Source organism: Amycolatopsis umgeniensis, from assembly GCF_014205155.1.
GTDB classification, from domain to species: Bacteria; Actinomycetota; Actinomycetes; order Mycobacteriales; family Pseudonocardiaceae; genus Amycolatopsis; species Amycolatopsis umgeniensis.
This window is the reverse complement of record NZ_JACHMX010000001.1, coordinates 4,543,600-4,561,615: the sequence shown is the minus strand read 5'-3', so window position 1 is coordinate 4,561,615 and position 18,016 is coordinate 4,543,600. Positions and strand designations below refer to the sequence as shown.

Below are 18,016 nucleotides of genomic sequence, written 5' to 3'. Positions count from 1 at the left end.
GATCTCGCCTCCGCCGATAGCGGTTCGCCCGTACCCCCGAACGTGACGAGCCGCTCTCGGTAATCGCTCCGGTCCCCACCGCGATTAATCGAAAATTATCGGCAGAACACCTAGCGAAGGCAGTAATCGGTCGCTAGGTTGATGATCACAAACGCAGCGCGATACCTGCCAAGCAGCGCGCTGCCATCCCCCGAACTCCGCGGGCCGGTGCCGTTGCACTCCCCTCCCCCGACCGGCATCGGTCCGCGGTCTCCAACTTTCCTGTCAGCTGACCGATTTCACCCGCGTGACCAGCACCGCGGCGATGACGGTGGACAGCGCCGAAGCCGCGAAGAGGCTCGGATACCCGCCCAGGTACGCGAGGATCGGCGCGGTCAGCATCGGTGCCACCACCTGCGGCAGCGAGTTCGCGATGTTGATGACCCCGAGATCCTTCGCCCGGTCCTGCGCGGCGGGCAGCACCTGCGTGAGCATCGCCAGCGCGACAGCCATGTACGCGCCGAAACCGACGCCCAGCAACGGCGAAGCGGCGAGCGCCGCCGTCCAGTTCTGCCAGACGACCAGCAGCAGCGCGGCGACGGCCATCACGGCTGACGCCGCGAGGACGTAGGGCTTACGCCGTCCGGACCTGTCGGAGAAGTGCCCGGCGATGAGCGCGCCGACGATGAGGGCGGCGCCGTAAAGCCCCATCATGATCAGCAGACCGGTGTCCGGGTCTTCGTAGTGCACCGCGTCCTTGAGGAAGAACAGCAGGTACAGCGTTCCGAAGGCGTTGCCGAGGCCGATCATGAAGTGACAGCCCCACGCCCAGGCGAAGTCCGGATGTTCGCGCGGGGAGATCCACAGGTTCGACAGCACGTCGCGAGCCCGGCCGGACGGCCGGTACGCGACCGGCAGCCGCGCGTCCGGTGTGCGCAGGACGAAGGCGGCCGCACCGGCCAGCACGATGGCCGCGCACACCGCGTAGCCCAGCGGCAGTCCGGCGAGGTCGAGCATCACCACGACCACCACGGCGCCGAGCACGGTCCCGAGCATCTGGGCGATGCCGACCAGTCCGCCGACCTGCGCGCGCTGGGGAACGGGCACCCGGTCCGCGATCGCCGAGACCAGCATCGCGAGCATTCCGTTGAGACCGGCCTGGACGAGGCACCAGCCGAGCACCATGACCGCGACGTTCGGCGCGAACGCGAGGACGAGCAGTCCGGCCGCGGCGACCACCGCGCCGGCCGCCGTCCACGGATGACGGCGGCCGCGGGCGGAGCAGGTCCGGTCCGAGAGCAGGCCGACGACCGGGTTGGCGATCAGCGCGACGACCGCGCCGACACCGGTGACCAGACTGAACACGGCCTCCTTGTTGGCCGCGTCCAACAGTTCGGCCTGTTTCGGCAGCAGGACCTGGATGGGCGCGTAGACCCCGAGCCAGAGCGCGATGTTCGCGAAGAACAGCAGGCTCATCCAGCCCGCGCGGACCTTGGCGACCGGCTCGGCGAGCGCCTCGGGCAGGTCTGCGACCTCACTCATGGCTGATCAGTTTCCGGTACCAGCCGAAGGAATCCTTCGGTGTCCGCCGCTGTGTCTCGTAGTCGATGTGCACCAGGCCGAACCGCGGCTGGTAGCCCTTCGACCATTCGAAGTTGTCCATGAGCGACCAGACGAAGTACCCGCGGACGTCGACGCCGGCGTCCATCGCCTCGCGCACCGCGACCAGGTGACCGTCGAGGAAGTCGATGCGCTCCTGGTCGTGGACGTGCCCGTCTTCGGCGACGACGTCGTCGAAACTGCAGCCGTTTTCGGTGATGTAGACAGGTGGGAGATGCTCGCGGTAGCGCTCCTGGAAACCGACGAGCAGTTCGCGCAGGCCGTGCGGGACGATCGGGGAATCGTTGGTGGTCATGGGATATCCCTCGATCGCGCGAAGCTCGAAGGGAAGCGGGTTGCCTTCGCCGGGCGCGGCGACGCCCTGCGGCTCGTAGTAGTTCACCCCGTAGAAGTCGAGTGGCTGCGCGATGGTGGGCAGATCGTCGGCGAAGTCCTTCGGGAGATGTTCGACGACCTGTTCGGGATAACGGCCCAGCAGCACCGGATCGGAGTACGTCCGGTTGATGAGGGCGTCGATCCATTCGCCCGCGGCCTTGTCTTCCGGCGAATCGGAGGCGGGCCAGATCGGCGAATGATTGTTCGCCGTGCCGACACCGCGGGCACCGGCCGCGCGCAGGGCTTGGACGGCGAGGCCGTGGGCGAGATTCTGGTAGTGCGCGGTGGGCAGGGCGTCGAGCAGGAGCGTCTTGCCGGGGGCGTATTCGCCGATCGCGTACCCGAAGATCGACATGACCATGGGCTCGTTGAGCGGGATCCACATTTTCACCCGATCGGAGAATCGTTCGCCCATGATCGCGGCGTACTCCCCGAAGCGTTCGGCGGTGTCGCGCGCAAGCCAGCCGCCCTTGTCCTCGAGCGCCTGCGGGAGGTCCCAGTGGAAAAGCGTCCCCACCGGGTCGATCCCGGCGGCGCAGACCTCGTCGATGAGTTCGTCATAGAAGGCGAGGCCTTCCGCGTTGGGTTTGCCTTCGCCGTCGGGCTGGATCCTGGGCCAGGCGAAGGACATGCGGTAGGCGCCGACGCCGAGTCCCGCCATCAGCGCGATGTCTTCGGAGTAGCGGTGGAAGTGATCGGCGGCTACCTTGGCGTGCTCAGCCCGCGCGATCTTTCCCTCCGTTTCGGTGAACGTGTCCCAAATGGACTGTCCTCGGCCGCCTTCTCCGGTCGCCCCCTCGATCTGGAAGGCGGAGGTCGAGACACCCCACAGGAATTCGGACGGGAAGGTCGGATTTTCCACCGGCTAGGCACCTTTCCTCGAAGACACGGCCGAACATGAAAAGTTCTCAGATACTATGCCTTCACTCGACCGTGGGGAACCCCGTCGGCACGATAAAGTCGCAGATCAGCGAAGGAGGAGCCCGAGTGTCCGACATCCAGGCCGCGAAACCGCAAGCGGAGACGACTCCGCTCCGGCGGCAGCCCGTCCAGCAACGCAGCGCCAAGCGGGTGGAGCAGATGCTCGACGCCAGCGCGCAGCTGATCGACGAACTCGGCTACGAGGCATTGACGACCACGTTGATCGCGAAGCGAGCGGGGGTGGCCGTCGGTTCGCTGTACCAGTTCTTCCCCGACAAGCGGGCCGTGGTGCAGGCGCTGACGCAACGCAACCTCGAAAGGTTCGTCGCCTCGGTGTCCGAGACCTTGAACGAGCTCGCGCCCGAACACTGGTGGGACGTCGTGGATTCGATCCTCGACATCTACCTCGACATGCACCGCGAGGTCCCCGGCTTCTCGAAGGTCCACTTCGGTGACGTCGTGGACAGGCAGCTCCTGGACGAGACGCGCGACAACAACGCCGTCATCGTCGACGCGCTCACGGACATCCTCTCGGCACGGATCTCTTCGCCGCTGGACGACATCCGGTTCGCGCTGACGATCGCGAACGAAACGGCCGACGCGCTGCTGAAGCTGGCGTTCCGCCGTGACCCGCGCGGGGACGAGCGGATCGTGGCGGAGGCGAAGTCGGTGGTTAAGGGGTACTTGGCGAGCAAGTTCGGCGCCTGACGGTTCCGGTCCGGGGCTGGGGCTGTGGCTGGGGTCCGGGGCTGGGCTGGGGGTCCGGGGCGACTTCGGGTGTCGCGAAAGCCACTTTCGCGACTTCTGATGTCCCGAAAGTGGCTTTCGCGACATCGCACGGCTCGCGTTTGGCGGGGAGCAGCGCTTGGTCGGGAGCCCACGCTTGGTCGGGAGCCGTGTTGCGAAAGCCACTTTCGCAACGTTGAAGGTTGCGAAAGTGGCTTTCGCAACCTGCCAACCCTCCCCACCTAGCCGGCCGATTGCGGTCGTGATCGGGCGCCGGACTCCGGCTCCACGGTGGCCGAAGGGCGCTTTCCCCGCGTCCGATGCGGCGAAGGGCCCCTTCACCCCACCTCAGTCCACTATGGACCCTGGCGCCCTTGCCCGGACGTCGCGAAGGCCACCTTCAGGACGCTGAAAGTCCCGAAGATGGCCTCCCCGTCACCGACGGATCCCCCTACGCCATTCGTGCCCATCGGCGACCGGACTCGATGTCTCACCAGTCACACAACCCCCATCAGCCACGCCTCGACCCACCTTGAGCTGGCGTTATCCAGTTATCCACACAAGTTGTCCACACCCACCCACAGTTGTGGACAACCTCGCCCCTCACTCTTCCGAACCCCCACCCCCGACACCCCCTCCCGATACGCTGGAGCGGGGCGCGCCCCCCTGGGACGGGTGGGGGGTGGGGTCGCGCGGGTCAGCCGAAGTTTTGGGACTCGCCTCGGTAGGTGGGGACGGTTCGGTCGACGCGGTCGCCGATGATCACGTGGTAGTGCGTGAAGCGTTCGGCGAGTTCGCCGGCTTTCGCGTGGCGCAGCCAGACGCGGTCGCCGAGCCGCAGACGGCGGGCCGCTTCGCCGGAGACCGGGGTTTGGACTTCGCCGGCGCCTTCGAACCCGAGCAGCGAGAGGCCTTCGGGCAGGTAGGGCGTCGGCTGTCGCGAAGACTCCGTTGGGCCGGAAGCGATGTAGCCGCCGGAGAAGAGTGTCGCGACCTTGGGCGCCGGGCGCCGGACGACGGGCAGCGCGAACATCGCGGCCGGGCGAGGCGAGAAGTGCGCGTAGCCGTCGAAGAGGGTGGGCCCGATCAGGCCCGAGCCCGCCGCGATTTCGGTGACGGCCGCTTCGGCGCCGGTCGATTCGACGCTGCCGCTGCCGCCGCCGTTGACGAACTCCAGATCCGCCAACGCCCGGACGGCGCGAACAGCGGCACCGCGGCGCTTCGCGATTTCCACAATGGACTTCCGCTGCATCCAGCCGATGATCGAGTTCTTGACGCCGCTTCCGGCCGCGTCGCCGAGCCCGGCGATCTGACCTTCGTACGCCATCATTCCGACGAGCCGGAAACCCTTGCGGGACAAGATGGTTCGCGCCAGGTCCGCGGCCTGCCTCGGACTGAACACCGGCGAGCGCCTGGTGCCGACATGCACACCGGGCAGCGGCCGCCACGAAGCGTCGAGTTCGAGGCAGACGCGGATTTCGGGATGGTCCTGTCCCAACGCGGCATCGACGAGATCGAGGTGTTCCGGCGAATCGACCATGATCGAGATCGCCGCCCGCGCCCGGTCGTCCGCCGCCAACCGCCGCAGCGCGCCGTGGTCGGCGGTCGGGTACGCCACCACGATGTCGTCGGTCGTTCCCTGCTCGACGTGCCAGACGGCTTCGGCGAGCGAATAACACATGAGGCCTTCGAAGCCAGGCCGTGCGAGCACCCGCTCGAGCAGGTACCGGCAGCGGACGGACTTGCTGACCACACGGATCGGCTTGCCCGCCGCCCGCCGCAGCAGGTCGGCGCCGTTCGCGTCGAACGCATCCAAGTCGACAACCGCGAACGGAGGATCCAGGTCCTTCGTCGCCAAGTCGTACACCGTCGCACTGGTCACCCGAACTAAGGTACGACAGAAGGGCTTGAAACGCGAATACTATTCACTTACTGTTTCGGCACTCACGTCAACGGTTAGGTGGGCGCATGACACGGTGGAGCAATTGGGCCGGTACCGCGACGGCGTCGCCGCTGCGCGTGCACCGACCGCGCGACACGGAAGAGATCGCCGAGGCGATCGGCCGGACCGCCGCGGACGGACGGCGCCTGCGCCCGCTGGGCAGCGGCCACTCGTTCACCGCGATCGCCGCGGCCGATTCGGACGCCATGACTCTCACCGGCTGGACCGGCATCGTGACGGCCGACGTCGCGAAAGGCCTGGTCACGGTCCGATCGGGCACCACGCTCAAGCAGCTCAACGCCGAACTCGACGCGTTGGGGCTGGCGATGACCAACCTCGGCGACATCGACGCGCAGACCGTCGCGGGCGCGATCTCCACCGGCACGCACGGCACTGGCGCCCGGCTCGGCGGAATCGCCACCCAGATCGCCGCACTCGAACTCGTACTCGCCGACGGCACCGTGGTCACCTGTTCGGCGGACGAGCGCACCGAACTCTTCGCGGCAGCGAGGGTGGGTCTCGGCGCGCTCGGCGTCATCAGCACTGTCACCCTGCAGTGTGAACCGTCGTTCCTGCTCTCGGCCCAGGAACGGCCGGAACCGCTCGAACAGGTCCTCGAAGGCTTCGACCAGTTCGCCGCCGAGAACGACCACTTCGAGTTCTACTGGTTCCCTTACGGCAAGAACGCCCTGGTCAAGCGCAACAACCGGCTCCCGGCGGGCAGTGAACACAAGCCGCTGAGCAGGCTGAAGGAATTCATCGACTACGAGGTCACGGAGAACGTCGCGTTCGGCGGCCTGTGCCGTCTCGGCCGCGCGGTGCCGAAACTCGTGCAGCCCCTCGGCAAGTTCGCCTCGAACATCCTCTCCGCCCGCGAGTACAGCGACACGTCGCATCGCGTCTTCGTGACCCATCGCGGCGTGCGGTTCGTCGAGTCGGAGTTCGCGATCCCCCGCGAATCGCTGCTCGACGTCTTTTCCGAACTCCGCGCGTTCGTCCCGAAGCTGGAGAACCCGGTCGCGTTCCCGGTCGAGGTGCGCGTCGCCGCCGCGGACGACATCTGGCTCTCGACCGCGAACGGCCGCGACTCCGCCTACATCGCGATCCACCAGTTCGTCGGCATGCCCTACCGCGAGTACTTCGCCGGATTCGCGTCGATCGTCGGCGAGGTCGGCGGCCGCCCGCATTGGGGCAAGATGCACGACCTCGACGCCGCGACCCTTCGCTCGCGGTACCCGCGCTTCGACGACTTCTCCCGGGTCCGCAAGGAGGTGGACCCGGCCGGGGTCTTCACGAACACGTACCTCGACCGGGTGCTCGGCACCCCTTAAGCGGGATCGAACAGCGCGCTGACCGACTCGCCGTTGTGGATCCTCCGCATCGCCTCCGCCAGCGCGGGCGCGATCGACAGGACCTTCAGCTTCGGGCCCTGCTCCTCCGGCGGGATCGGCACCGTATTCGTGCAGACGACCTCCAGCACGTCCGGCTGGCCGCCGATCCGCTTCAGCGCGCCGCTGGAGAACAACCCGTGCGTACAGGCGACGCGGATCGAGCGCGGCTTCAGCTCCCGCAGTTTGGAAAGCAGCTCGATCACCGTGCTGCCCTTGGCGATCTCGTCGTCGAGGACGATCACGTCGCGACCGGTGATCTCACCGATCACCGAGCTGATCTCGACCCTGTCGTCGGCGAAGCGCTGCTTCGCGCCCGCGGCGACCTGGACTCCGAGCAGCCGGGCGAAATGCGCGGCCTCCTTGGCGTTGCCGAGATCCGGCGAGACCACCGTCGTCGCGGAGAGGTCGTACTGGCGGAAGTGCGCGGCCAGCTCCTGCAGGGCGTGCAGATGATCGACCGGGACGCTGAAGAAGCCGTGCACCTGCGGCGAATGCAGTGTCATCGCGAGGACGCGATCGGCGCCGGCGGTCGCCATGAGGTCCGCGACGAGACGGCCGCCGATCGAGATCCGCGGCGCGTCCTTTTTGTCCGAACGGGCATACGAATAGTGCGGCATGACGACGGTGATCCGCTTCGCCGACGCGCCCCGCGCGGCGTCCAGCATCAGCAGCAGCTCGACGAGGTTTTCCTGCACCGGCCGCACCAGCGGCTGGATCAGGAAGACGTCGCGCTCGCGGCAGTTCGCCTCGAGCTGGACTTCGAGACAGTCGTTGGCGAACCGCTGCACCCGCACGGGATGCAGCGGGACACCGAGATGAGTACAGATCTCTTCGGCGAGCTCGGGATGTGCGCTACCGCTGAAGACCGCGATGTCCTCGCGCAAGGACTTACTCCGTTCACTTAACTGACGGATTACGTCCACACACTAGAACCTCAGAGCGCGGAAACAGCCTGAGAGATAGCAGTGTCACCCGAGATCGCTTCGAGGACGCGTCCCGCGGTCGACGGGTTGTCGAGCAACGCGATGAGGACAGCGGCGACGTCCTGACGGGGAATGGGTCCGCGTCCGGTGGATTCGGCGATCAGGATCTCGCCGGTGCCTTCGTCGTCGGTGAGCTGCCCCGGCCGCAGGATCGTCCACTCGAGATCGCGGGCGCGAAGATCGTCCTCGGCCGCTTTCTTGGCCTTGAGGTAGATCCGGAAATCGTCCGGGACGTCCGCGGTCTCCCATTTGTCGGCCCCCATGGAGCCGACCTGGATATGCCGCCGCGCGCCCGCTCGTTCGGAGGCCGCCGCGAAGAGTTCCGCGGCGGCTCTGTCCACAGTGTCCTTGCGAGCGGTGCCACTGCCGGGCCCGGCTCCCGCGGCGAAGATCGCCGCATCGGCACCGTCGAGCACCTTGGCCACGGCGTCCACATCGGACTTTTCCAGATCGAGGACGACGGCTTCGGCACCGATCGCCTCGAGGTCGGCGACGTGATCGGGATTGCGCACGATCCCGACCGCCTGATCACCGCGCTCGGCGAGGAGTTTCTCCAGTTTCAGCGCGATCTGTCCGTGTCCACCCGCAATGACGACTCGCATACGCCCGAGGGTAGTGCGTTCAGTCCACTTCGGCAGGGAGCTCGGTGCCGCGCAGCAGCTGGTCGTAGACGATCTCGTTGACCAGGCGCGAAACCGGGTCCTCGTCCAGGATCATGCGCTCGTTGTGGCCCTCGAGGTCGAGGTCGGTCACCGCGTTGGGGTCGGCGGCGACGATGGCGAGCCCGTAGGCGCGGGCACGCGGCAGACAGTTGCCGACGTAGTCTTCCGTCAGTACGGCTGGCGATGGGAGCACCATCGCGGCCTCGCCGTACCGTGCGAACGGGACCGCGGAGGCCATCGCGGTGCGCCAGTGCCGGGCGACCGCGAGGACGCCGATGATCTCGGCGGCCGGCGCGGGTGCGGTCGCGGCCAGCTCTGGCCAAGTCCAGGTGTCGACGGTGGCGCGATCGACGACGGGACCCATGCCCATCGCGATGCGCTCCGCGTGCACGTCGGTACGGAGCCGGGCGACCACGCAGATCTTGCGGCCGAGCACGGTGGTCTCCGGCAACACGATGCCGTTCCAGCCGAGCAGGGCGGCGGCCTTGCGCGAAAGCTCCTCGACGCTCGCGGGCAGTTCGATCGGCGGCACCACCCGGCTCGGCAGTGACCGGCTGCGCTTCGCGCCACCGGCGACCGTCGAGCTCTCCATATTCGGTGTAGCCGCCACGTTCCGCCTCCTTCGAACCTGGTTTCCCTAAGGTCCTTCATCCCCGTGCCACCTCGGTGGAAGCGGCACATGACCTGTCTAACAGGGCGGGGACGCCGGGGCGCCGGACAACGCGAGTGGCTGCGATCGACGGCACCTTGTCATCGGTGACCGGTCGGTAGGCGGTCGTCGGACTTCAGTCCGACCGTGCCGCCAACCGAGTGAGAACGGAGGTAAGTGGTGTTACCGGGCGTCTCCGAACGGTCACCGGTACGAACCGACCACCACCGAACAGTGGCGTGGCAACGGAAGCAAAATGCTAGGCCATTCGGCCCAGTGAATAGTCATTCCACTGTGGACCATCGCAGGTCGGGGTCATCCGACGGTCGCCGACCGGAGAAGCTCATCGACCCCGGGTGTGCGCCATTCGTCCATCACGACGATCTGCTTCTCCGCAAGGAACCAGATCCTCTGTGTCACCGAGATCTCGCCGGCTCCACCGCTCTGTCCACGAGGAACACACTGGACCGTCCACTCCTCATAGGTCGCCGTCGCCCCGCCCACCGGTGCGGTGGCGGAAGTCGTCCGCGCCGCGTCACCCTCTTGGCGGAGGTCCTTGCGGCCGGCGGCGTTGCAGGCCCGGCCGCCCGCGCTGCGCCGGTAGAAACCCCCGGGCCGGTATGTCGGCTGCTCCGCGGATTCCTTCGTGTTGTCCGTGACGAGGACGTACTTGCAGTTGAAGTATTTCTTCGGGTCCGGGCAGCCCGGGGCGACGAGCACCTTCTCCAGCCCCTGTGCCCGCACGGACCAGTCCGGCGGCAGGTGCAGTGTCAGCGCGCCGACCGGGACATCGATGAATCCCTGCGCGGGCGCGGTGCCTTTCAGCGGTTTCCCGCCTGTCACGCCCGCGACGAGGTCGGGGTTCAGGAGATCGGCCACCTTGTCGTAGGGCAGCGTGTAGTCCTGGACGCCGCAGGCGGTGGAGAAGCCGAGGTCGGTCAGACTGGCGGTGATCTCGACGGCCGCCGGGGTGAAGGCGAGCCACACCTTGCGGTCGTCGGTGAGGTCCGCCGCCTTGAGGGGCCGGTACGGGAACGGGGCGTTGACGGGTCCGCACTGCTCCTGATCGGGCCAGATCCGCTCGGCGAGCTTTCCCAGGCCGTCGTCCGAAAAGGCCCCGGGGGCGAACAGTTCGGCGGGGGTGAGCGCCCTGCCCTCCTTCAGGTCGATGGTCACCGTGGCGCGACCGTAACTCCAGGTCGGATGCGGTTTGTTCTCGAGATCGTGCGTGTAGCGCACCGAGAGGTACCGCTCGTTCTGCGAGCGCACTTCGGCCTTCGTGAGGAGGGCGTACGGGCCGCGTTCCGGCTCCAGTTTGGCGGCGCCGGGGCCGGTCTTGCGGTTCCACTCGTCGATCGGCGCCGTCAGCGCGTCGTTGACCCGCTTCAGCCAGATCTGATCGGGTGACCCGGTGACCTCCGGGAAGTCGCCGCGGTAGGGCAGGTTCGTGCCGGGCACCGTGCCCGTGCGGGTTTTCATGGCGACCTTGAGCGCGACGGCCTGCTGACTGGTCGGCGGCGAAGGCGGTGGCGTGCTCGCGTCGGAGAAGACGACCACCGAGCCGACCACCGCGGCCGTCGCCGCGACGACGCCGATGGCGACCTTCAGCCCGGCCGCGATCCCGCCGGTCGACGCGGCCACCGCGCCCGTTCCGGCGGCGGCGACCCCGGGCGCGGCCGCCGTCCCCGCCCCGAGCAGGGCCAGCGGCGTCACCGCGACGAGGAGGCCGGTCGCCTTCGCCAGCCGTGACCAGCCCTTGCGTTCCCAGTCTTCGCCGTAACCCGCACGGGCGACGCGTTCCAGCTCCGCGACGAACATGAGCGCGTCGACCGGCCGTTTCGACGGGTCCTTCGCCATCCCCAACGCGACGATCTCGTGCACCGGCTGGGGGACTTCGCCGAACGGGATCGGCGCGTGTTCGTGCAGCGTGCGGAGCACTTCGGTGTCGTCGGCCTGATACGGGCGGTGCCCGGCGACGCACTGGAAGAACACGCAGGTCGCGGCGTAGACGTCGGTCGCGGGAGTGGCCTGTCCGCCCGACCACTGCTCGGGCGCCATGTACGCCGGGGTGCCGACGGACGGGCCGCGTTCGCCGGCGAGGACGGCCGTGCCGAAGTCGACCAGTTTGCTCTCGCCGGTGTCGGCGACGAGGACGTTGCCCGGTTTGTAGTCCCGGTGCACGACGTTGACGGAGTGCGCCGCGGCCAGCCCGAGCAAGGAACCCTTGAGCACCGCGAGCGCGGCTTCGGGTTCGAGGGCGCCGTCGGCCTGGAGCACCGAACGCAGGGAGACGCCGTTGATCGCCTCCATCACGATCGCCGCGCCCTGCGGCGTCTCGAAGAACTCGTACAGCTTCACGACGTGCGGGCTCACGACGCGGTGCAGCGCCAGCGCCTCCTGACGGAACGCGTCGAGATAGGCGGGCTCGGCGGCGAAGCGGGAGAAGAGGTACTTGATCGCGACGACGTGGCCGGTGTTTTCCTGGCGCGCGAGCACCACACGGCCGAAGGTTCCCGTCCCCAGCTGCTCGATCTCGGTGAAGCCAGGCAGTCTCCACTCGTCATTCACGTCTTGAATGTTCACTGCCACCGCGCCTCTTCCAGGATCTTGTCGAGGCCTGGAGTGTTCCATTCGTCCACGATCACGAGCTGCGTTTTCGGCAGGAACCACACCCGCTGGGTGACTGTCCCGCCGCCGGAGCACGTGAGCCGCCATTCCTCGTAGGCGGCCTTCTTCGTCCCGATCGGCCGGAGCTCCTTCATCTGCAGGACGGGCGAGCCCTGCGTTTCGGCGGATGCCCCGAGGGAAGGACACGGGCGCGGCCCGGTCGAGCGGTTGTACGGCTTGCCCGGTTCATATGCCGGAGTGGCCGGGTCGACCCGCGAGTTGTCGCTGAAAAGGACGTTCGCGCATTGAGGCCCCGTGCACTGGTCCGCCGTCACCAGCTGACGCTCGGGCGTCGCACTGGACAGCAGCTTCCACGTTTCCGGCGTGGTGAGGGTGAAGGCACCGACGTCGGCCTCTTTGGTCCGTTGCGCCGATGTGCCGCCGAGCAGCTGCTTGACCTGGGGACTCAGCAAATCGACCAGGCGGTCGTAGGGCACGGTGACCGTCGTCGGACTGCAGGCCATCGCGTACCCGAGCACGTAAGCGCTGACGTAGAAGACCATCCCGCTCGTCGCGGGTGCCGCTTGCACGATCGAGCGGTCTTCGGCGTTCGGGCCCGACATCGACCGCGCGGGGAGATGCTCCGGCCGCGACGGCGGCTCGGCGAGGCACTCGCCCGGTTTGGCCGAGGCGTAGAACGTGTTTTCCAGTTTCAGCATCCGCTCGGCGTTGCCCTCGACGTCGTCGAACAGGTGCGCCGTCGAGATCACGTCGCCGCCCGACAGGTCGATCACGAGGGTGCGGACGTCGTAGGAGCCGTGATTCCCGAGCTGCACCGTATCGACCGAGCGTTCGTAGACGACCGAAAGCAGCTTGTCGTCCTGACGCAGTACTTCGGCCGTGGTGGACATGTGCGGGATGTCGCCGTCGGGTTCCTTCTCCGGCGGGTTGCCCGGCGCCCAGACGCTCGTGAGCCACTCGTCGATGGGCGCCATCAGCGCCTTGTTGACCCGCTCCTCGACGGCCTTGTCCTTCAGTCCGCTGATCCGGACGTACTTGCCGTTGTAGTCGAAGCCGTTGAGCTTCTCGGTGCGGGTGAGGAGGTCGACCTTCATCGCGGCGAGCGTCGTCGTGCTCGGTGGCGCCGGGTCGTCACCGGAGTTGACCACGACGACCGTGCCGACGGCGGCCGCGGTGACGGCGGCGATCGCGGCGGTCACCTTCAGGCCGAGCGCGATCCCGCCGCCGGTGGTCGCCGCGACACCGCCCGCCGCTCCGCCCGCGATGACCGGCGCGGCGGCCGTCCCGGCTCCGAGCAGGGCCAGCGGGGACAGGGCGACCAGCACACCGGCGCCCTTGGCGAGCCAATGCCAGCCGTTGCGCTCCCAGTCTTCGCCGTACGCCTTCCGCGCGGACGACTCCAGTTCGGCGACGAACTCGGCCGCTCCCGACGGCCGCTGGGCGACGTCCTTCGCCATTCCGCGCGCGATGAGGTCGCGGACCGGCTCGGGGACCTCGCCGAACGGGATCGGCGCGTATTCGTGCAGCGTGCGCAGCACTTCGGTCTGCTCGGCCTCGTACGGCTTGTGCCCGGCGACGCACTGGAAGAACACGCAGGTCGCGGCGTAGACGTCGGTCGCGGGGGTGGCGATCCCGCCCGCCCACTGCTCGGGCGCCATGTACGCGGGCGTGCCCGCGGCGACCCCGGCCTGCCCGGCGAGCACGGCGATGCCGAAGTCGACGAGCTTGCTTTGACCTTCGCGGGTGACCAGGACGTTGGCCGGTTTGTAGTCGCGGTGGACGGTGCCCGCGGCGTGGGCGCCGGCGAGGCCGAGCAGCGAGCCCTTGAGGATGGCCAGCGCGGCCTCGGGCTCGAGCTTCTCCTGGCGGCCGAGGATCTCTTTCAGGGAGATTCCGTGAACCGCTTCCATGATGATGGCGGCACCTTGTGGGGTCTCCACGAACTGGTGCAGACGGGCGATATGAGGCCCCGAAACGCGGCTCAGGACCTGCGCCTCGTGGCGGAATTCGGCCAGCCGCCGCGGGTCGGCCGCGAACCGCGTGTACAGGTATTTGATGGCCACGACCTGGGCGGATTCATCGTGGCGCGCCAGTACGACACGCCCGAATCCGCCTTCGCCCAGCGACCCCATCTCGGTGAAACCCGGCAAGGCCCAGTCGTCCACAGATTCCTCCGCGATTCCCGATCGTGTCCCCTTGGAGGTGAGCTGCGCCGCAGCGGTTCCCCGCCTTCCGGGTTTAGGGTTACTCGTCGGTCACTTAGCCCGTTGCGATGGAGGAACGATGCGTTCGCCGAAGGATTTCTTCGCCCCGCTCGCGGTGGGGGCGCCGGAACCGCTCCGCCAGATCCCCGTGCCTCCTTCGCGGATGATCCACTTCTTCGACCCCGGCAACGAAAAGATGGCGGCCAAGGTCCCGGACCTCGCCAAGAAGGTCGACGTCCTGCTCGGGAATCTCGAGGACGCCGTGCGCGCCGACCGCAAGGTGGCCGCGCGGAACGGGCTGGTCTCCATCGCGAAGGCGACCGACCTCGGCAAGACGCAGCTGTGGACCCGCGTCAACAGCCTCGACTCGCCGTGGGTGCTCGACGACCTGATCACGCTGGTCACCGAGATCGGCGACAAACTCGACGTGATCATGGTGCCGAAGGTCGAAGGCGCGCAGGACATCCACTACGTCGACAGGCTCCTCGCGCAGCTCGAAGCGCGGGCGGGACTGACGAAACCGCTGCTGGTGCACGCGATCCTGGAAACCGCCAGCGGCGTCGCGAACGTCGAGGAGATCGCCGGCGCGAGCCCCCGGATGCAGGGCATCTCGCTCGGCCCGGCCGACCTCGCCGCGAGCCGCCGGATGAAGACCACCCGGGTGGGTGGCGGGCACCCCGGTTACCTGGTGCGCACCGATCCGGTCGGTGAAGACCTGAACGAGGGACGCACGACGTATCAGCAGGACCTGTGGCACTACACCGTCGCGCGGATGGTCGACGCCTGCGCGGCGAACGGGATCCTGCCGTATTACGGGCCGTTCGGCGACATCCGCGACGTCGTGGCCTGCGAAGACCAGTTCCGCAACGCGTTCCTGCTCGGCTGCGTGGGTGCCTGGAGCCTGCACCCGGTGCAGATCGACATCGCCAAGAAGGTGTTCTCGCCTTCCCCTGAAGACGTGGCTTGGGCGCGGCGCGTGATCGCCGCGATGGGTGACGGCACCGGTGCCGTGATGATCGACGGGAAGATGCAGGACGACGCCTCGGTGAAGCAGTGCCGGGTGGTCGCCGAACTCGCCGACGCCCTGGCCGCCGACGACCCCGAACTCGCCGCCGCCTACGACGCGGCCGGTAAGGAGACTTCCGCATGAATCCCCGACGTTCCGTCCTCTACATGCCCGGCGCCAACGAAAGAGCGCTGGAAAAGGCGAAGACGCTCGACGCGGACGCGCTCATCCTCGACCTCGAAGACGCCGTCGCGCCCGACGCGAAAGAAGCCGCCCGTGAGCGGGTCTGCGCCGCCGCTTCGTCGAAGGAGTACGGCAAACGCGAGGTGACCATCCGCGTGAACGGCCTCGACACCGAATGGCACGACGCCGACCTCCGCGCCGCCGCGCAGGCGGGTCCGGCCGCGATCGTGGTCCCGAAGGTGAACTCCGCCGCCGAGGTGCACAACATCGAGCGCGCGCTGGAACTCGGCGGCGCGCCGGAGCACACGAAAATCTGGGCGATGGTCGAAACCCCGGTCGCGATGCTGCACGCCGAGGAGATCGCGTCGGCGTCCGAACGGCTGACCGTGCTGGTCATGGGCACGAACGACCTCGCGAAGGAACTGCACGCCGAGTTCGTCCCCGGCCGCGCGCCGCTGCTGGGCGGGCTTTCGCTGGCGCTGTTGGCCGCGCGGGCGACCGGCAAGGCGATCCTCGACGGCGTCTACAACGACGTGAAGGACCTCGAAGGCTTCGAGGCGGAATGCCTGCAAGGGCGCCAGTTCGGCTTCGACGGCAAGACGTTGATCCACCCGACGCAACTGGAGCCGTGCAACCGGATCTTCGCGCCGTCCGAGAAGGAGATCGAGCGGTCGCGCAAGATCATCTCTGCGTTCGAGGAGGCCCAGGCGGCCGGGCAGGGCGTCGTGACCGTGGACGGGCGGATGATCGAAAACCTGCACGTGGACAACGCGCGGCGGATCCTGGCGCTCGCCGAGGCGATCGGCACCTGACGCATTTAGTCCTCTGGATGCGGTGACATGCACGAACCGGCGAATCGTCAACTTTCCCGGACGATTGCCTAAGCTGTGCGCATGACCCGACAGCGGTTGACGTCGATCGAGATCGAGGGCTTCACCTCGATCCGTTCGGCGCGCGTCGAACTGGGCGCGATGAACGTGCTGATCGGTGCGAACGGCGCGGGCAAGAGCAACTTCGTCCAGGCCTTCGAGTTGTTGGGAAGGATCAGCGAAGACCTGTTGAACCTGTTCGTGGGACGCAACGGTGGTGCGTCCGCGCTGCTCAACGACGCCGTCGACACCCTGCGGATCAGCCTCAAACTGGAGGCCCCGCCCAACAGCTATCAAGCCCATTTGGCGGCGGCGCCCGGCGAAGAACTGATCTTCGACGAAGAAGTGATTTCGTACCATGGCCCTGACCATGACCAGCCGTGGACGAAATCGATCGGCCGCGGGCATCGGGAGAGCCGCCTCAACGACGTGGTCGAGGATCGCGGTACGAAGTCGGTGGCTTCGCACATCACCGAATTGCTCCAAGGCTGCCGCGTCTATCACTTCCACGACACCAGCTTCGACGCGCCGGTGAAGCGGTTGACTCCGACCGCGGACGATCTCGCGCTGCGGCCGGACGCGGGGAACATCGCCGCGGTTCTGCTGCGACTGCGGGACAGCGAAAACCGGGCGGACAAGGTCGCGTACCGCCGGATCGTCGGCGCGATCCGGCTGGTCGCGCCGTTCTTCCGTGACTTCGTCCTCCAGCCGGACAGTACCGACCGCATCCTCCTCCGCTGGCAGCGGCAGAATTCCGAAACCGTCTTCTCGGCGAATCAGATGTCCGACGGCACACTGCGTTTCGTCTGCTTGGCCACGTTGTTGCTTCAGCCGGAGCTTCCCGCCCTCGTCGTCCTCGACGAGCCGGAACTCGGCCTGCACCCGGTGGCCATCGTTCAGCTGGCGGACATGCTGCGCTTGGCTTCGACCCGCAGTCAGGTCCTGATCGCGACTCAGTCGGTGACGCTGATGAACCAGTTCTCCGCAGAGGACCTGATCGTCGTCGAACAGCGAGACGGGAACTCGGTCTTCACCCGGCCGAACCAGGCAGCCCTGGAGAACTGGCTCGACGAATACTCGCTCGGCGAACTCTGGGAGAAGAACATCATCGGCGGTCAGCCGGGATCGCTGGGCAGCGTTCTCGATGCCTGATCAAAAGCGTCTGCACCTGTTGGTGGAAGGACAGACCGAGGCGACCGTCGTCCGCGACGTGCTCTCCGGCCACTTTCAGCGTCAAGGTTGGTTCCTCACCTACTCGACTGTCCGCACTCATACGTCGTCCAAGACCTATCGAGGTGGCGTCACGTCGTGGCCGAAGCTACGACGGGAGATCAAGGAACTGCTCGCCAGTGCACACCTCACCACGCTGACGACGCTGTTCGACTACTACGGCTTTCCCGTCGACGCGCCTGGGATGGACACCCGCCCGCCGGGAACCTCCACCGCCAAGGTCGAACACGTCGAAGAAGCGTTGAAAGCCGATATAGGCGACCATCGGTTCGTCCCCCATCTCGTGCAACACGAACTGGAGTCGTGGGTGTTCGCCGCCGGAGACCAGCTCGCGGACCTTCGTGACGATTCCGCCGTGGCCGAGCGGATCAAGCAGGACTGTGCTGAAGCAGGTGGGCCGGAACTCGTCAACGACGACCCGAAGAACGCGCCCTCGAAGCGCCTCGCGAGGTACTGCCCTGGTTACGTGAAGACGCTCGAAGGCCCGCTGGCGATCGCTGACCTGGGTGTTGAAGGTTTGAAGGCTCAGTGTCCGCACTTCGCCTCCTGGCTGGCCAAGGTCGGCTCCAGGGCCTGACGCATTTAGTCCTCTGGACGCGGTAGTTGCGCGTGCAAGTACCGCATCCAGAGGACTAAATGCGTGAGGGT

The 18,016-nt window shown here is 67.4% G+C and carries 14 protein-coding genes; 6 read left to right on the top strand and 8 right to left on the bottom strand.

The window, feature by feature from the left end:
* Positions 1-264: 264 nt before the first annotated feature.
* Both HDA45_RS21350 and HDA45_RS21345 read right to left on the bottom strand, forming a co-directional pair.
* The gene (locus HDA45_RS21350) at positions 265-1,521 is read right to left on the bottom strand and encodes an MFS transporter (protein ID WP_184898007.1); all 1,257 of its coding nucleotides are present in this window, start codon (positions 1,519-1,521) and stop codon (positions 265-267) included.
* A complete protein-coding gene (locus tag HDA45_RS21345) occupies positions 1,514-2,836 on the bottom strand; it encodes a GH1 family beta-glucosidase (RefSeq protein ID WP_184898005.1) in 1,323 nt (440 codons plus the stop codon). The genes HDA45_RS21350 and HDA45_RS21345 overlap by 8 nt, the downstream gene beginning before the upstream one ends.
* A gap of 125 nt (positions 2,837-2,961) precedes the next feature.
* Between HDA45_RS21345 and HDA45_RS21340 the strand changes: the two genes are divergently transcribed.
* Entirely contained in the window at positions 2,962-3,603 is a 642-nt protein-coding gene (locus HDA45_RS21340) for a TetR family transcriptional regulator (protein WP_184898003.1), read from the top strand.
* Between the two features lie 715 nt (positions 3,604-4,318).
* On the opposite strand, the gene HDA45_RS21335 is transcribed toward HDA45_RS21340, so the two are convergent.
* The gene (locus HDA45_RS21335) at positions 4,319-5,503 is read right to left on the bottom strand and encodes an alanine racemase (protein WP_184898000.1); all 1,185 of its coding nucleotides are present in this window, start codon (positions 5,501-5,503) and stop codon (positions 4,319-4,321) included.
* 86 nt (positions 5,504-5,589) lie between these two features.
* Here HDA45_RS21335 and HDA45_RS21330 point away from each other — a divergent pair, with 86 nt between their 5' ends.
* Positions 5,590-6,894 carry a D-arabinono-1,4-lactone oxidase gene (locus HDA45_RS21330; protein WP_184897998.1) on the top strand — a complete coding sequence of 435 codons (1,305 nt, stop codon included), beginning with the start codon at positions 5,590-5,592 and terminating at the stop codon, positions 6,892-6,894.
* Here HDA45_RS21330 and HDA45_RS21325 read toward each other — a convergent pair.
* The 5 genes from HDA45_RS21325 to HDA45_RS21305 all read right to left on the bottom strand — a co-directional run bounded on the left by HDA45_RS21325 (position 6,891) and on the right by HDA45_RS21305 (position 14,041).
* Positions 6,891-7,838, bottom strand: coding sequence for a ribose-phosphate diphosphokinase (locus tag HDA45_RS21325; protein ID WP_184897996.1), 948 nt, complete (start codon positions 7,836-7,838; stop codon positions 6,891-6,893). The genes HDA45_RS21330 and HDA45_RS21325 overlap by 4 nt on opposite strands.
* Positions 7,839-7,888: 50 nt before the next feature.
* A complete protein-coding gene (locus tag HDA45_RS21320) occupies positions 7,889-8,539 on the bottom strand; it encodes an NAD(P)H-binding protein (RefSeq protein ID WP_184897994.1) in 651 nt (216 codons plus the stop codon).
* Between the two features lie 19 nt (positions 8,540-8,558).
* The gene (locus HDA45_RS21315) at positions 8,559-9,209 is read right to left on the bottom strand and encodes a hypothetical protein (protein WP_184897992.1); all 651 of its coding nucleotides are present in this window, start codon (positions 9,207-9,209) and stop codon (positions 8,559-8,561) included.
* Between the two features lie 354 nt (positions 9,210-9,563).
* A complete protein-coding gene (locus tag HDA45_RS21310; RefSeq protein WP_343072123.1) occupies positions 9,564-11,816 on the bottom strand; it encodes a serine/threonine-protein kinase in 2,253 nt (750 codons plus the stop codon).
* 11 nt (positions 11,817-11,827) lie between these two features.
* Positions 11,828-14,041, bottom strand: a complete 2,214-nt coding sequence (locus tag HDA45_RS21305; protein ID WP_184897988.1) for a protein kinase domain-containing protein — start codon at positions 14,039-14,041, stop codon at positions 11,828-11,830.
* Positions 14,042-14,159: 118 nt separating this feature from the next.
* Between HDA45_RS21305 and HDA45_RS21300 the strand changes: the two genes are divergently transcribed.
* The 4 genes from HDA45_RS21300 (at position 14,160) to HDA45_RS21285 (ending at position 17,945) form a co-directional block, all read left to right on the top strand.
* Positions 14,160-15,230, top strand: coding sequence for an HpcH/HpaI aldolase/citrate lyase family protein (locus HDA45_RS21300; RefSeq protein WP_184897986.1), 1,071 nt, complete (start codon positions 14,160-14,162; stop codon positions 15,228-15,230).
* Entirely contained in the window at positions 15,227-16,081 is an 855-nt protein-coding gene (locus HDA45_RS21295; RefSeq protein WP_184897984.1) for an HpcH/HpaI aldolase/citrate lyase family protein, read from the top strand. Before HDA45_RS21300 ends, HDA45_RS21295 begins: the two co-directional genes overlap by 4 nt.
* 81 nt (positions 16,082-16,162) lie before the next feature.
* A complete protein-coding gene (locus tag HDA45_RS21290) occupies positions 16,163-17,290 on the top strand; it encodes an AAA family ATPase (RefSeq protein ID WP_184897982.1) in 1,128 nt (375 codons plus the stop codon).
* Positions 17,283-17,945, top strand: coding sequence for a DUF4276 family protein (locus HDA45_RS21285; RefSeq protein WP_184897980.1), 663 nt, complete (start codon positions 17,283-17,285; stop codon positions 17,943-17,945). The genes HDA45_RS21290 and HDA45_RS21285 overlap by 8 nt, the downstream gene beginning before the upstream one ends.
* Positions 17,946-18,016 lie beyond the last annotated feature (71 nt).

Bases quoted from the DNA above. Each gene is read 5' to 3' on its own strand.
- HDA45_RS21350 (WP_184898007.1), bottom strand. From the start codon at position 1,521: ATGAGTGAGGTCGCAGACCTGCCCGAGGCGCTCGCCGAGCCGGTCGCC.
- HDA45_RS21330 (WP_184897998.1), top strand. From the start codon at position 5,590: ATGACACGGTGGAGCAATTGGGCCGGTACCGCGACGGCGTCGCCGCTG.
- HDA45_RS21320 (WP_184897994.1), bottom strand. From the start codon at position 8,539: ATGCGAGTCGTCATTGCGGGTGGACACGGACAGATCGCGCTGAAACTG.
- HDA45_RS21300 (WP_184897986.1), top strand. From the start codon at position 14,160: ATGCGTTCGCCGAAGGATTTCTTCGCCCCGCTCGCGGTGGGGGCGCCG.
- HDA45_RS21295 (WP_184897984.1), top strand. From the start codon at position 15,227: ATGAATCCCCGACGTTCCGTCCTCTACATGCCCGGCGCCAACGAAAGA.
- HDA45_RS21290 (WP_184897982.1), top strand. From the start codon at position 16,163: ATGACCCGACAGCGGTTGACGTCGATCGAGATCGAGGGCTTCACCTCG.
- HDA45_RS21285 (WP_184897980.1), top strand. From the start codon at position 17,283: ATGCCTGATCAAAAGCGTCTGCACCTGTTGGTGGAAGGACAGACCGAG.